Raw genomic sequence first — 13,348 nt, 5'->3', positions numbered from 1 at the left:
TCATTTGTTGTAGGGGTCGGCCGCATCGCGCAGGCCGTCGCCGAGAAGGTTGAGCGCCATCACGGCGACCACGACGGCACAGCCCGGCATAAAGAGCCATGGCGCAGTGGCGATCGAGCGAATGTTCTGGGCCTCGCGCAGAAGCACGCCCCAGGAGATGGTCGGCGGCTGCAGACCTAGCCCCAGGAAGGAGAGAGAGGTTTCGGCAAGGATCATCGCCGGCACAGCAAGCGTGATCGACGCGATGATATGGCTGGCGAAACTCGGCAGCATGTGGCGAAAGATGATGCGCCTTTCGCGAACACCATCGAGCCTCGCGGCGGCGACGAATTCCTCGGTGCGCAAGGACAGGAAACGGCCGCGAACGACGCGGGCGAGCTGCGCCCAGCCGGTCAGCGACAGGATGATCGTGATCATCATGTATTGCAGCGTCGCAGGCCAGTCCTGCGGCAGCGCCGCGGCCATCGCAAGCCAGATCGGGATCGTCGGCAGCGACAGCACGAAATCGATCACCCGCTGCAGGAAGAAATCGATGCGGCCGCCGTAATATCCCGAGATGCCGCCGAGCACGATACCGAGCATCAGCGAGAAGAAGACACCGACGAGGCCGATCGACAACGAGATCTGCGAGCCCTGCACCGTTCGGCTGAAGACATCGCGTCCAAGCCTGTCGGCGCCGAAGAGAAGCAGCGGCGTCGTCTTGTCGGGCGAGGCGATCAGATGGATGTTGGTCTTAAACAGGCCGAACACCGAATATTCATAGCCGCGCCCGAAGAACTGGACATCGACACGCTTCGTCGTGTCTTCCTTGTAGATGGCGGCCAGCGTTTCCGGATCGCGGGTCAGCTTCATCGGATAATAATGCGGGCCGAAGGAGAACCCGTTCTCAGTATCGATCAGATGCAGTTTCTGTGGCGGGTGAAAGGTCGCCCGTGCATTTTGCAGGTACGGATCGTTGATGGCGAAGAAGCCGGGAATGAGGGCGACGATATACATCAGCACGGTGACGACAAGCGCCACCATGGCCAGCCGATGGCGGCGGAAAGCCCACCAGATGAGCTGCCACTGCGATGCGACGGCGGCGCGATCCGGCTGAATATTTGTAATGGGGATGTCGACCACGTGAGGCTCCTATTCCAACCGGATGCGGGGATCGACCAGCGCAAGCAGGATATCGCTGATCAGAGAGCCTATCAGCGTCAGCGCGCAGATCAGCAGAACGAAGGCGCCGGCGAGATACATGTCCTGGGCCATCAGCGCCTGCAGCAGCAAAGGTGCGGCCGTCGGCAGATTGAGGACGATGGCGACGACGACCGAACCGGAAATGAGGTTGGGCAGCAGCCAGGCAATCGTCGAGATGAACGGATTGAGCGCGATCATCAGAGGATATTTCATCAGCAGCCGAAATTCCGAGAGACCCTTTGCCCGTGCCGTTGTGACGTAGGGCTTCGGTAGTTCATCGAGCATGTTGGCGCGCATGACGCGGATGAGGCTCGCCGTCGAGGAGACGGCAAGGATGATGACGGGCAGCCAGAGATGCGAGAAGAGGTCGACCATCTTGGCGAAGCTCCAGGACGCGTTCTCATATTCCGGAGAAAACAACCCGCCGACATCCTGTCCGAATTCGACCGCCGCGATGTACATCAGCACCAGCGCCAGCAGGAAGGACGGAACGGCCAGGCCAAAGAAGGTGAAGGCAGTGAAGAAATAGTCGCCGATCGAATATTTGCGCACGGCGGAAAAGACGCCGATCGGCAGGGCGATCGCCCAGGTGGCGATCAATGTCGACAGGGCCAGAACGAGCGTCAGCGCCATGCGCTCCCAGATCAGGTCCGAGACCGGCTGCTGCCATTCGAAGGAGATGCCGAAATCGCCGCGTGTGAGAATGCCCCATATCCATTTGAAATATTGCACGAGCATCGGGTCGCCGAGGCCGAAGCGTTCACGCAATTGCGCCGCCGTGTTCTGATCGACGATCTCGTTGGATGCTGCCAGCGTCGCAATATAGGTCGTGACATAATCGCCCGGCGGCAGCTGGATCAGGACGAAAGCCAGGAAGCTGACGGCAAACAGCGATGGAATCATCCATAGGAAGCGTTTGGCGATAAAGACCAGCATGAGGCGCCTCTTGCATTGAACGCCGCCTCCCGGGCCTTGTCGGCCGTCAGGGCCGGCAAGGCATCTCGGGGGGCGAACTGAAAGAAAGCGCCGCACCTGATGGCACGGCGCTCAAGACGAAAATCAACTCGTGAAGGTGAATTGCTGCGGCAGTGCAGGTCCTGGATTAGGCCACGACCAGCTATCCGGCTCCTTCTCGGGGACATTGCGCAGATTGTTGCGGATGATGCCGAAGCCGCCGACGGCAAGGCAAAGGCCGACGGTCTCGAATTCCTCGGCCGCGATGTCGAAGATCTGCTTCATGATCGCACCGCGCTTGTCGAGATCGGCCGTCGAACGCGCTTCGTCGAAGAGCTTCATGCGCTTCTTCTGGCTTTCCGGTGGTTCTTCGCCGCGTGCACCGTTGGAGGTGTACCAAAGCGTCCACGGGATGGCGTAACGCGAACCCTGCGGATGGAAGGCGAAGAAATCGCGCGGATCGAGCATCGGATCGAGACCGCCAGGACCCGGCCATACCGCCGCATCATGGGCGTTGTCGTCGCCGCGGGTGTAATAGAGCGCCCGCTCGATCGTGTTGACCTTCATATCGATACCGATCTGAGCCCAATGCGCCTTGACCAGTTCCAGGGCATCGACGAGATCGGGATAGAGCGTCGGAATGACGTCGATCGAGAAGAACACTTTCTGGCCGTCGGGTCGGAGGCGAAAACCGTCGCCGCCTTTCTTATAGCCGGCCTCATCGAGCATCGCGCCTGCCTTGTCGGCGTCAAATTCGGTGAATTGGCGCGCGTATTTCTCGTTATACCAGGGATGGGTCGGACGCGGCCCGGCCTGGTAGGGCTCGCTCTGTCCGAAATAGACGATGTCGATGAGCTCCTGGCGGTTGATGCCGATCGAGAGCGCTTGCCGGAACGCCTTGTCGGCAAACATCTTGCGCATGGCAGGATCTTTGTGGGTGATGTTGAAGTAGATCTGGCACTGTTGCGAGGCCGAAGGCACGAGCGTCAGCAGACGATAGTCGCCTTTTTCCATGTTCTTGGACAGCGTCGGCTTGTTAGCGAGAACGCTGATGTGACGTTCCTGGATGTCGATCTTTCCCGAGATGACGTTCAGCATCAGCGATTCGACATCCTGCGAGATGCCGAAGTTGATTTCATCGATGTAGGGGAGCTGGTTGCCCTCGGTATCGACCTGCCAGAAATAAGGGTTGCGGGTCATGACGACGCGCGTCGCGCCGCCGGCATAGGGCTCCTTGACCACCCATGGATCGAGCGTCGGCTTATCGACATTGCCCCATCGCGACGGGATCTCGATGTCGCCGCAACGGCTGCGGAACAGTTCCGTCCAACTGGTGACGCCGGCCTTCTTCGCATCGGCCTCGATATTGGGATTATATTTCGGCAGGAACTGGCTGCAGTAATGCTTCGGGAACAGCGTCGGATGCTGGCCAAGCGGTGTGGCGAGGTTTTCCAGGTAAAGCGCGTTGGCCGCAGCAAAGGTGAACTTCACCGTATAGTCGTCGACCTTCTCGACCGTGACCGGCTTGCCGGCGACAGCAAGCTGCGCCGGCGTCGAGCTGTAGAGCTCGGTATTCTTGACGCAGTCTTCGATCGCGAAAACGACGTCATCCGCAGTAAAAGGATGACCGTCGGACCAGCGCACGCCTTCAATGAGATGGAAGGTGAATTGTGTTGCGTCGTCGCTGACTTCCCAGCGCTCGGCCAGGTTCGGCTGCACAGCGGTAAAATCGAGGTTCCAGCGCACAAGGCTCTGGTTGCCGACCATACGCAGGATGCCGTTATGGTCGGATGAACCGCGAAGGCCGCGGCGTAGCGAGCCGCCATAGGTTCCGACCTTCTCGAACGGCGTCACGACCATCGGCTTTTTCGGCAGGCGCTCGGCGAGCGGCGGCAGCTTTCCATCCTTGGCGAGCTGCGCAAGGGCCGGCGCTTCGCCGCCTGCGGCAGACACGCGACCGGCGATAGACAGCGCCGCGACACCAGCCATGCCACCAAGCACGGCGCGACGGGTGACGCCACGCGACAGTATTTCTTTGGCCATCGAATTCCTCCCTTTTGTGCCGGCGCAGCCTTTGCGCCGGCTGATGCGGCGGGCCCCCGACCCGACGCTGACGCCCTCCTCGGCGCTACGACCGAAACCATAGACACGTTCTCAAATGATTACAAGAGTTGACAGATAATTACAAATTTTGTAGCGATGTTGCATTGAAATGCGACGTTGTGCCGCTGAAACACGGCCAGCAGGACGAAAAACGTTGGATCTGTCAGATGCTGTCGCCGCCCTGAACTTCATGGCCGGCAACAGCCAGGGTGCGGCCGCTGACCCGGCGCACGCGGCGTTGAGAGAAAAGGACCATGATGACATTCGCCGTCGATGCCGTTTCGAACAGGGGCGCAACGCGCTTCAGCGACATCATCTACGAGAAGATCGTGGGGATGATCGCCGACGGCAACTTTCCGGTGAACGAACGGCTGCCGCCGGAGACGAAGCTCGCCGCTGATTTCGGCGCATCGAGACCCGTCGTGCGCGAAGCGCTCGAACGCTTGAGAGCCGATGGGCTCGTCGTTTCGCGTAAGGGTTCCGGTTCCTATGTCAGGCAAAGGCCGGATTCGTCGATGCTGAAAATGGTGCCGGTCGGCTCCTTGGCCGATGTCCAGCGGTTCTTCGAATTCCGCGCCGGTCTCGAAGCCGAGGCGGCGGAGCTTGCAGCGCGAAACTGGCAGCCGGCCGACAGGGAGCGAATAACGGCAGCGCTTGTTTCGATCGAGCAATGTTTGCGCAACGGGGAGCTTGGCGCCGAGGAGGACCAGGCTCTACACGATGCAATTGCCATGGCGACCGGTAACCAGTTCCACATCACCCTGCGCGAGTGGTTCAAGCCGCATTTCGCCATCGGGCATTCCGTCACGCGAAGCTTGAGCTTGAAGCGGACGCCGGAACAGATCCGCAGCGTCCAGGATGAGCATGCGGTGATCGTCGAGGCGATCTTCGCACACCGGGAAACCGAAGCGCATGATGCAATGAAAAGACACATACTGAATGCTCGTGCCCGCATGTTCCAGGGCGTTTGAGCGATAATGGGAGGAGAGACGATGAAACGGGTCGCTATGACCGGTGCTGCCGGACGTGTAGGGACGCTGCTGCGCCCGCTTCTTCGGTCGCATGTCGAGCACCTCAGCCTGATCGATCTCCAGGAACCTGACGGGCTTGGCGAAAACGAGAATTTCGTCAGGGCCGATCTTACAAAGCTCGACGAAGCAACGGCTGCGCTGAAGGATATCGATGGCGTTGTCCATCTCGCCGGTATTGCAAGCGGCATCGACATGAACGCCATTCTGCATGCGAACGTGCTTGGAACATACAATCTTTACGAAGCGGCGCGGATCAACAAGGTCCAGCGGGTCGTCTATGCATCGAGCAATCATGCCACGGGTTTTTATCCGCGCGGCCAGCTCGTGTCACCGCTCGACCCCATGCGCCCCGACAGCCCATATGGACTTTCCAAATGCTGGGGCGAGCTTGTGGCGGGGCTCTACTACGACACGTCAGGCATTCGTTCTCTTTCCATCCGCATCGGCAATGCCGGCACCTATCCCAATAGCGAACGATCGGTTGCGATCTGGATCAGCGCACGAGATCTGGCGCAATTGGTCAGGATCGGCCTTTCGCACCCGTTGATCGCAGCAACAGTGGTCTACGGCGTTTCTGACACCGAGGAGATGTGGTGGGAGAACGATCTGGCGGCACGATTGGGCTACCAGCCACAGGACCGGCCGCGTGACCACGCCCGCATCGAAGGGGGATCCGAAGGGCCCGTCGCGCTGGCGTTCCAGGGTGGTGGGTTCTGTGAGATCAATCACGACGGCACCATCCGCATGCGCGACGCCGAGGGTCTGGCCAAGAACCTGGAGACGGTTGAATGACGGCGCCTCGGATCATCCGCCCTAACGTCCGTTCCGTGATCCAGCAACCGCTGACGGTCGGTGAATCGCCAGTATGGGACGAGGAGACCGGCACTTTGTGGTTCGTCGATATTCAGGCACCGGCGCTCGTCCGGCTCTCGGCTTCTGGAAAGATCGACCGCTTCGACATGCCGGCCGCAATCGGCGCCCTCGGGCTTTGCCGCGATCACACGATCGTCGTGGCCCTTCAGACGGGCGTCCATCTCTTCGATCCCGTCTCAGGAGATTTCGAATTTGTGTCCGATCCGGTCGGACGCGACATCAATTGCCGCCTCAACGATGGAAAGGTGGGGCCCGACGGGCACTTCTGGATCGGCTCGATCAGTGAATCCAAGCCGCAGATCAATGAGGCCGCACTTTTCCGCGTGAGCGCCGACGGCAGCACGCAGACCGTGGCCACGGAACTGACGAGCTCCAACGGCCTTGCCTGGTCGCCGGACGGCCGGCGGATGTATCATTCCGACAGCCGGCAATGCTTCCTGCAGGCATTCGACTTCGACCCTGATACGGGCGACCTCGGCGATGGACGCCGGCTCCGCAGCTTCACGGAAGACGAGGGTCGGCCGGACGGAGCGACAACGGATCGTGACGGGTTCTACTGGAGCGCCGGCGTTTCCGCCGGTCGCCTCAACCGAATATCGCCCGAAGGCGAAATCGTCGAGATCTACATTCTGCCGGTCGCCGCACCGACAATGCCGTGTTTCGGAGGGCCGGATCTGCGCACCCTCTTTGTCACGAGCCTGTCGACGGACCGCACCGGACGTTTCGAGGCGGGGACGGTCATCGCCTTTGATGTGGATGCAGAGGGCCTGCCGCCCTTCCGCTTCGGGGATCATCCCGTCGGATGACAGCGTGCCGATCACGTTCGGGTGACGGCGGATTGATGGAAAGATAACGGGGAAGAAAGATGAGCATCGCAACCATGCGCAAGGCGCTTACAGGCGTATCGGGTGTTCCCGTCACCGCCTATGACGGCAAGGGTGAAGTCGAACCCCGGATCACGGCGAAGGTCTATGAGCGGGTGGCGGCAGCGGGTATTCACAACATCGTCGCTGCCGGCAACACCGGGGAATTCTATGCTCTGACGCCGCAGGAGATCCGGATCGTCCACGAGGCGGCGGTTTCTGGCGTCAACGGCAAAGCGCCGGTGACGGCGGCGATCGGCCGGTCGCTGCGCGAGGCGATCGGCATGGCGAAAGATGCGGCCGCGATCGGCGCATCCGCCGTCATGTCGCATCAGCCCGTCGATCCTTTCGCAGCACCTGCGGCTCAGATCGACTATTTCTGCAATCTTGCGGATGCTTCCACCCTGCCGCTCATCGCCTATGTCAGGGCCGATGGCTTCAGTGTCGATGATGTCATCCGTCTCGCAAACCACGGCAATATTGCCGGCATCAAGTTTGCCACGACCGATCTGATGCTGCTGCAGAGAGCGATCGCTGCAGCCGACCCGGCCGGCGCGCTGTTCGTCTGCGGCCTGGCGGAGAGCTGGGCGCCGACATTTACGGCTGCGGGCGCGCGCGGCTTCACATCCGGTCTCGTCAATGTGGCGCCGCACCTGTCGCTTGCCGTTCACGATGCGCTCGAAAGAGGAGACTTCGGCGCGGCAAGAGCTATCGTCAGCCAGCTAGAACCATTCGAGCGGATGCGGACCAAATTCCGCAATGGCGCAAACGTGACCGTCGTCAAGGAGGCCGTCACCTTTTCCGGCCTCGATGTCGGCCCCGTGCGCGTGCCGGGACTGCCGCTGCTCGACCAGCACGATCGCGAAGACCTTCATCGACTGCTTCGGGGCTGGAACGCCGCCGGCGACAACCAGATCCGTCCACACCAGCAGCATTCCGCAAAGGCGGCCGGCTGAGTTCGACACGAGAGCAGCTCCGCTTTTCATGGAAGCGCGGAGCCGCTAACCATTTGTTTTTACACAATTCCGGACTGAAAACCGCTTCGCACTTTTCCTGGAATTGCTCTATTTCCGCAAACAACAGGATTGGGAGGTCTTGAGATGCTGAGACAAGTACTGACAACGATCGCAATTACCGGCGCCCTGACGACGGCGCAGCCCAGCTTCGCGGCGTCGCCGCCCAATATGCTGGTGATCGGCACCAATCTTACCGGCATAAGGACGCTCGATCCGGCCCAGAACAATGCCCGCACGGTTTCCGAGCTGATCTCGAATCTCTACGACAACCTCGTGCAGCTGTCGCCAGACGATCTTAAAACGCTGAAGCCAATGCTCGCGACGCAATGGAGCGTCTCGGCGGATGGCAAGATCATCACGCTGACTATACGCGACGACGCGGTCTTCCAGAGCGGCAACAAGGTGACCGCCGAGGATGCCGCCTGGTCGATCCAGCGCGTCATCAAGATGGGCCAGGTCGGCTCCACCGACGTGGCACTCTGGGGCTTCACGCCCGACAATGTCGAAAAGCTCGTTCGCGCAAAAGACGAACACACGCTCGAGATCGAGCTGCCGCAGGCGGTCAATACCGATCTGGTGCTCTATTCGCTGGCGGGCTCGTCGATCGGCATCGTCGACAAGAAGACGGTGCTGTCGCACGAGGCAAACGGCGATTTCGGCGGTGCCTGGCTTTCCGCCAATTCCGCCGGCAGCGGCCCATTCAGCCTGGCGCAGTGGCGGCCGAACGATGTCGCGATCTTCAATGCCCAGCCGAAATATTGGGACGGCAAGCCTGCCATGGCGCGCGTCGTCGCTCGTCATATCCCGGAATCCGGCAATCTCCGGCTTCAGCTCGAAGCCGGCGACGTCGATGTCGGCCAGTATGTGTCAAGCGGCGACCTCGATGCGCTCGCTACCAAGAAGGACATGGTCATCGAGAATGTCCCGGGTCTCGGCTTCTACTATATCGCCCTCAATCAGAAAGACCCGGATCTGCAGAAGCCGAAGGTTCGCGAGGCCTTCCAGCATGCCTTCGACTGGAAAGCGATCTCCGGCAACATCATGCGCTATACGGGCTTTCCCTGGCAGTCGATGATCCCGCGCGGCATGATCGGCGCTCCCGGCGAGGCGGAGGTCCGCTACGACTACGATCCCGCCAAGGCCAAGCAGCTGCTGGCGGAGGCCGGATATCCCAATGGCCTGAAGAAGGTGCTCAATCCGTCGGGAGCCGCGACCCTGCCCTTCGCCGAAGCGCTGCAGGCGAGTGCGCGCGCCGCCGGCCTCGATCTCGATCTCGTGCCCGGCGAATTCACGCCCGCCTTCCGCGAGCGCAAATTCGAAGTGCTGCTCGGCAATTCCGGCGCCCGCCTGCCCGATCCCTTCGCCGTGGCCACGCAATATGCCTTTAACCCCGACAATAGCGACGAGGCACGCCTCGGCAGCTATTACCTCTGGCGCACGGGCATGAAGGTGGACGAGCTCAACACACTCATCGACCAATCGATGAAGGAGCGCGACACGGAAAAGCGCACAGACATCTTCAAGAAGATGGATGGCATCTATGCCGGCATGGCTTCGCCGCTGGTCATCTTCTTCCAGCGAACCGACCCCTATGTCATGCGCGCCAACGTGAAAGGCTATCACGGGCATACGACATGGTCGACGCGCTGGCATGACGTGACCAAGGAGTAGAACGCCGTGGCAAGCGCCGATATCACATCGAAGGGGGAGAGCAGCAGGCACTCCGCTGAGGGCGGGTTCGCCGAGGCGGCCCCGCACCCGGCACTGAGCCTGCTGCGGCGCCTGGCGGGACGCGTCGTGGCAGTCGTGACGACGCTGCTCGGCCTGCTCTTCCTGACCTTCTCGATGGGCCGCCTGCTGCCCGCCGACCCGGTGCTCGCCATCACCGGGGCGGAGGTCAGCAAGGAGGTTTACGATCGCGTCTATAACGAGCTGGGTCTTGGGCAGCCGATCTGGATGCAGTTCCTCTCCTATGTCGGCAAGATCGCCACAGGCGATCTCGGCATGTCGGCGACGACGGGCCAGCCGATCCTCACCGATCTGATGACGATCTTTCCCGCGACGATCGAACTTGCGATCATCGCCATGATCATCGGGGCGATCGTCGGCATTCCCTTAGGGATCACCGCCGCGGTCAGGCGCGGAACCGTTATCGACCACATCGCGCGGATCGTCGCCCTTGCCGGCCACTCCATCCCGATCTTCTGGACCGGGCTGATGGCGCTCTTCGTCTTTTATGCGAAGCTGAAACTCGTCGGCGCCTCGGGCCGGATCGATGTCTTCTATGAAGGCCTCGTCACACCGATGACGGGCTTTCTCCTGATCGACGCGGCGATTCAGGGCCAATGGGAGGTATTCCACAACGCGGCCGGACACATCATCCTGCCGGCGGCAATCCTCGGCTACTATTCCGTCGCCTATATCAGCCGCATGTCGCGGAGCTTCATGCTGGAGCAACTGAGCCAGGAATACATCATCACCGCCCGGGCCAAGGGGCTTGGCACCCGCAAGGTGGTCTGGCGCCACGCATTCAAGAACATCCGCGTACAGCTCCTGACGATCATGGCGCTGACCTTCGGCGGGCTGCTCGAAGGCGCGGTGCTGATCGAGACCGTCTTCGGCTGGCCGGGGCTCGGCCAGTACCTGACCCGGGGGCTGCAGATGAACGACATGAACGTGGTCATGGGTTCGGTGCTGACGATCGGCGCCGTCTTCCTGACGATCAACATCCTGTCGGACTTCCTTTATCGCATTCTTGATCCGAGGACACGGTGAGCCATGACGATCTCCTCTGAGCACGCAGACAGCGTCAACACCGGCGGCCTTCGCAACTGGCTGCTCGCACGGGAGCCTCGAGGCTGGTTCCAGTCATCGGCGCAGCAAATTCATCAGGGCTGGCGGAAATTCAGCCTGCACCCGCTTGGGCTGGCCGGATTGGCCATCATCCTGCTGCTGATCGTCGTGGCGCTGGCCGCACCCCTGCTGACCAGCTACGATCCGATCGTTCAGGACATGGCAGGGCGGCTTGCCCCGCCATCGGCGAGCCATTGGCTCGGCACCGACAATTTCGGCCGCGACGTCTTTTCACGGGTGATCTATGGCGCCCGCACCACGCTCTACATCATCATGCTCGTCACGGTCATCGTCGCCCCGCTCGGCCTGCTGATCGGCACCGTCTCGGGTTATTTCGGCGGCATCGTCGATGAAATCCTGATGCGCGTCACCGATATTTTTCTCTCCTTCCCCGGCCTCGTGCTGGCGCTGGGTTTTGCCGCAGCGCTCGGTCCGGGCATCACCAATGCGATCATCGCGATTTCACTGACGGCCTGGCCTCCGATCGCGCGCCTGGCGCGCGCCGAGACGCTCAGCCTTCGCAAGGCGGATTACATCGCCGCCGTACGCCTGCAGGGCGCGACATCAATCGCGATCATCACCCGCCACATCCTGCCGATGTGCATTCCCTCGGTGATCGTCCGCGTCACCCTCAATATGGCCGGCATCATCATCACTGCCGCCGGCCTCGGCTTCCTCGGCCTTGGGGCGCAGCCACCGTGGCCGGAATGGGGTTCGATGGCCGCCAGCGGACGTGAATTCATGCTCGACAGCCCCTGGGTCATCGCAGCACCCGGCATTGCCATTGCGCTCGTCAGCCTCGCCTTCAACCTCGTCGGCGATGCGCTTCGCGATGTTCTCGATCCCCGAGGTTCAGAATGACAGAGCCCTTGATCGATATTCAAAATCTCGAAATCGCATTTGGCGGCGGACAGGTGCGGGCCGTGCGCGGCGTGAGCTTTTCCCTTGGACAGGAAAAACTTGGGATCGTCGGCGAATCCGGGTCGGGAAAGTCGACCGTCGGCCGTGCCATCATGAAGCTGCTGCCACCGACCGCCATCGTCAATGCCGAGCGGATGCGCTTTCGCGACGTCGATCTGCTCAAGGCGAACGAAAAAACGATGATGACGATCAGGGGACGGCGGATCGGCCTGATCCTGCAGGATCCGAAATATTCGCTTAATCCCGTCATGCGAATCGGCGAACAGATTGCCGAGACCTACCGCTTCCATCATCCGAGGACGAGCAGGGCAAAGACCTGGCAACAGGCACTCGATATGCTCGAGGCCGTCCAGATCCGCGATCCGGAGCGCGTCGCCCGCCTCTATCCGCACGAAATCTCGGGCGGAATGGGCCAGCGGGCGATGATCGCCATGATGCTGATTGCCGAACCCGAAGTGCTGATCGCCGACGAACCGACGTCAGCGCTCGACGTGACGGTGAGGCTCGAGATCCTGGCCCTGCTCGACGAGCTCGTCTTGCGCCGTAATCTCGGGCTGATCTTTATCAGTCACGATCTCAATCTCATCCGGAATTTCTGCGATCGCGTCCTCATCATGTATGCGGGGCGGGTCGTGGAAGTGCTCGAGGCGCGCGATCTCGACAAGGCGCGACATCCTTATACGCAAGGGTTGCTGGCATCCTTGCCGACGATCGAAGACCCGCCTTCCCGGCTGCCGATCCTGAAACGAGATCCGGCCTGGCTTGAAGAATTCGCACTGGAGCCGCCGCGGTGATTAAAATCGACAATCTTACGGTCCGTTTCGGGCCCGGGCAGCGGCCTGTCGTCCGAGACGTGAGCTTCGCCATCGAAAAGGGAACTGCTTTCGGCCTGGTCGGCGAGTCCGGCTGCGGGAAGTCCACTGTCCTGAGGGCGCTTTCCGGCCTCAACGCCAACTATGACGGCCGGATCGAGCTCCATGGCGAGCCGTTAAATCAGCAGCGCAGCCGGCCTTTCTTCCGCCGGGTACAGATGGTGTTCCAAGACCCCTATGGATCCCTCCACCCCCGCAAGACCATCCGCTCGCAGCTGAAGGAACCGCTGCGCAATCAGGGGCTGGATACGAATTCTGTCGACATGAACGCGGTCCTGAGATCGGTTGGCCTCGACCCGGCGCTGAGCTACAGATTTCCGCACCAGCTGTCCGGGGGCCAGCGGCAGCGCGTGGCGATCGCCCGTGCGCTGATGCTGGATCCGGACGTTCTGCTTCTCGACGAACCGACATCGGCGCTCGACGTGTCGGTTCAGGCCGAAATCCTCAATCTCCTCCAGGATTTGCGTACCAATCGCGGCCTGACCTATCTGCTCGTCAGCCATGATCTCGCCGTCGTCTCGCACATGTGCAGCCGCGTCGCCATCATGGAAGCGGGCGAGATCGTGGAACAGGTCGATGTCGGCGCCTTGCGAAAAGGTGCGGTCGAACACCCCTATTCGCAACGCCTGCTGCGCGCGAGCCGGATGTACGGAAGGGCGTAGCTCGGTCAAACAGCGGGC

The 13,348-nt window shown here is 61.3% G+C and carries 12 protein-coding genes; 9 read left to right on the top strand and 3 right to left on the bottom strand.

The window, feature by feature from the left end; all coding sequences use genetic code 11:
• From A6U98_RS33580 to A6U98_RS33570, 3 genes are all read right to left on the bottom strand, one after another.
• Positions 1-1,122, bottom strand: coding sequence for an ABC transporter permease (locus tag A6U98_RS33580; protein ID WP_064655526.1), 1,122 nt, complete (start codon positions 1,120-1,122; stop codon positions 1-3).
• Between the two features lie 9 nt (positions 1,123-1,131).
• The gene (locus A6U98_RS33575; RefSeq protein WP_064655525.1) at positions 1,132-2,118 is read right to left on the bottom strand and encodes an ABC transporter permease; all 987 of its coding nucleotides are present in this window, start codon (positions 2,116-2,118) and stop codon (positions 1,132-1,134) included.
• Between the two features lie 123 nt (positions 2,119-2,241).
• Positions 2,242-4,179, bottom strand: coding sequence for an ABC transporter substrate-binding protein (locus tag A6U98_RS33570; protein ID WP_064655524.1), 1,938 nt, complete (start codon positions 4,177-4,179; stop codon positions 2,242-2,244).
• 317 nt (positions 4,180-4,496) lie between these two features.
• On the opposite strand from A6U98_RS33570, the gene A6U98_RS33565 reads away from it, so the two are divergent.
• The 9 genes from A6U98_RS33565 to A6U98_RS33525 all read left to right on the top strand — a co-directional run bounded on the left by A6U98_RS33565 (position 4,497) and on the right by A6U98_RS33525 (position 13,330).
• Positions 4,497-5,210: a FadR/GntR family transcriptional regulator gene (locus A6U98_RS33565; protein ID WP_064655629.1), complete on the top strand. Its 714-nt coding sequence runs from the start codon at positions 4,497-4,499 to the stop codon at positions 5,208-5,210.
• Between the two features lie 21 nt (positions 5,211-5,231).
• On the top strand, positions 5,232-6,062 hold the full coding sequence (locus A6U98_RS33560; protein WP_064655523.1) for an NAD(P)-dependent oxidoreductase: 831 nt from the start codon (positions 5,232-5,234) through the stop codon (positions 6,060-6,062).
• Positions 6,059-6,949: an SMP-30/gluconolactonase/LRE family protein gene (locus A6U98_RS33555; protein ID WP_064655522.1), complete on the top strand. Its 891-nt coding sequence runs from the start codon at positions 6,059-6,061 to the stop codon at positions 6,947-6,949. The genes A6U98_RS33560 and A6U98_RS33555 overlap by 4 nt, the downstream gene beginning before the upstream one ends.
• A 59-nt stretch (positions 6,950-7,008) precedes the next feature.
• On the top strand, positions 7,009-7,962 hold the full coding sequence (locus A6U98_RS33550; protein ID WP_064655521.1) for a dihydrodipicolinate synthase family protein: 954 nt from the start codon (positions 7,009-7,011) through the stop codon (positions 7,960-7,962).
• Between the two features lie 144 nt (positions 7,963-8,106).
• A complete protein-coding gene (locus tag A6U98_RS33545; protein ID WP_064655520.1) occupies positions 8,107-9,693 on the top strand; it encodes an ABC transporter substrate-binding protein in 1,587 nt (528 codons plus the stop codon).
• A 6-nt stretch (positions 9,694-9,699) separates the two neighbouring features.
• Complete coding sequence (locus A6U98_RS33540; protein WP_064655519.1) at positions 9,700-10,797, top strand: ABC transporter permease; 1,098 nt, start codon at positions 9,700-9,702, stop codon at positions 10,795-10,797.
• A 3-nt stretch (positions 10,798-10,800) separates the two neighbouring features.
• Positions 10,801-11,736 (top strand): ABC transporter permease, encoded by a 936-nt coding sequence (locus A6U98_RS33535; RefSeq protein ID WP_064655518.1) that lies wholly within the window; start codon positions 10,801-10,803, stop codon positions 11,734-11,736.
• Positions 11,733-12,590 (top strand): ABC transporter ATP-binding protein, encoded by an 858-nt coding sequence (locus A6U98_RS33530; protein WP_064655517.1) that lies wholly within the window; start codon positions 11,733-11,735, stop codon positions 12,588-12,590. The genes A6U98_RS33535 and A6U98_RS33530 overlap by 4 nt, the downstream gene beginning before the upstream one ends.
• Complete coding sequence (locus tag A6U98_RS33525) at positions 12,587-13,330, top strand: ABC transporter ATP-binding protein (RefSeq protein ID WP_064655516.1); 744 nt, start codon at positions 12,587-12,589, stop codon at positions 13,328-13,330. Before A6U98_RS33530 ends, A6U98_RS33525 begins: the two co-directional genes overlap by 4 nt.
• The last annotated feature ends 18 nt before the right edge of the window (positions 13,331-13,348 follow it).

This window comes from Rhizobium sp. WYCCWR10014 (assembly GCF_001657485.1).
Lineage (GTDB): Bacteria > Pseudomonadota > Alphaproteobacteria > Rhizobiales > Rhizobiaceae > Rhizobium.
Note: the sequence above shows the minus strand (reverse complement) of the source record. Positions and strands in the feature narration are given on the sequence as shown.

Excerpts from the sequence above, each read along its gene's own strand:
- A6U98_RS33575 (WP_064655525.1), bottom strand. The coding sequence starts at position 2,118 with ATGCTGGTCTTTATCGCCAAACGCTTCCTATGGATGATTCCATCGCTG.
- A6U98_RS33570 (WP_064655524.1), bottom strand. The coding sequence starts at position 4,179 with ATGGCCAAAGAAATACTGTCGCGTGGCGTCACCCGTCGCGCCGTGCTT.
- A6U98_RS33565 (WP_064655629.1), top strand. The coding sequence starts at position 4,497 with ATGACATTCGCCGTCGATGCCGTTTCGAACAGGGGCGCAACGCGCTTC.
- A6U98_RS33560 (WP_064655523.1), top strand. The coding sequence starts at position 5,232 with ATGAAACGGGTCGCTATGACCGGTGCTGCCGGACGTGTAGGGACGCTG.
- A6U98_RS33555 (WP_064655522.1), top strand. The coding sequence starts at position 6,059 with ATGACGGCGCCTCGGATCATCCGCCCTAACGTCCGTTCCGTGATCCAG.
- A6U98_RS33550 (WP_064655521.1), top strand. The coding sequence starts at position 7,009 with ATGAGCATCGCAACCATGCGCAAGGCGCTTACAGGCGTATCGGGTGTT.
- A6U98_RS33545 (WP_064655520.1), top strand. The coding sequence starts at position 8,107 with ATGCTGAGACAAGTACTGACAACGATCGCAATTACCGGCGCCCTGACG.
- A6U98_RS33535 (WP_064655518.1), top strand. The coding sequence starts at position 10,801 with ATGACGATCTCCTCTGAGCACGCAGACAGCGTCAACACCGGCGGCCTT.
- A6U98_RS33530 (WP_064655517.1), top strand. The coding sequence starts at position 11,733 with ATGACAGAGCCCTTGATCGATATTCAAAATCTCGAAATCGCATTTGGC.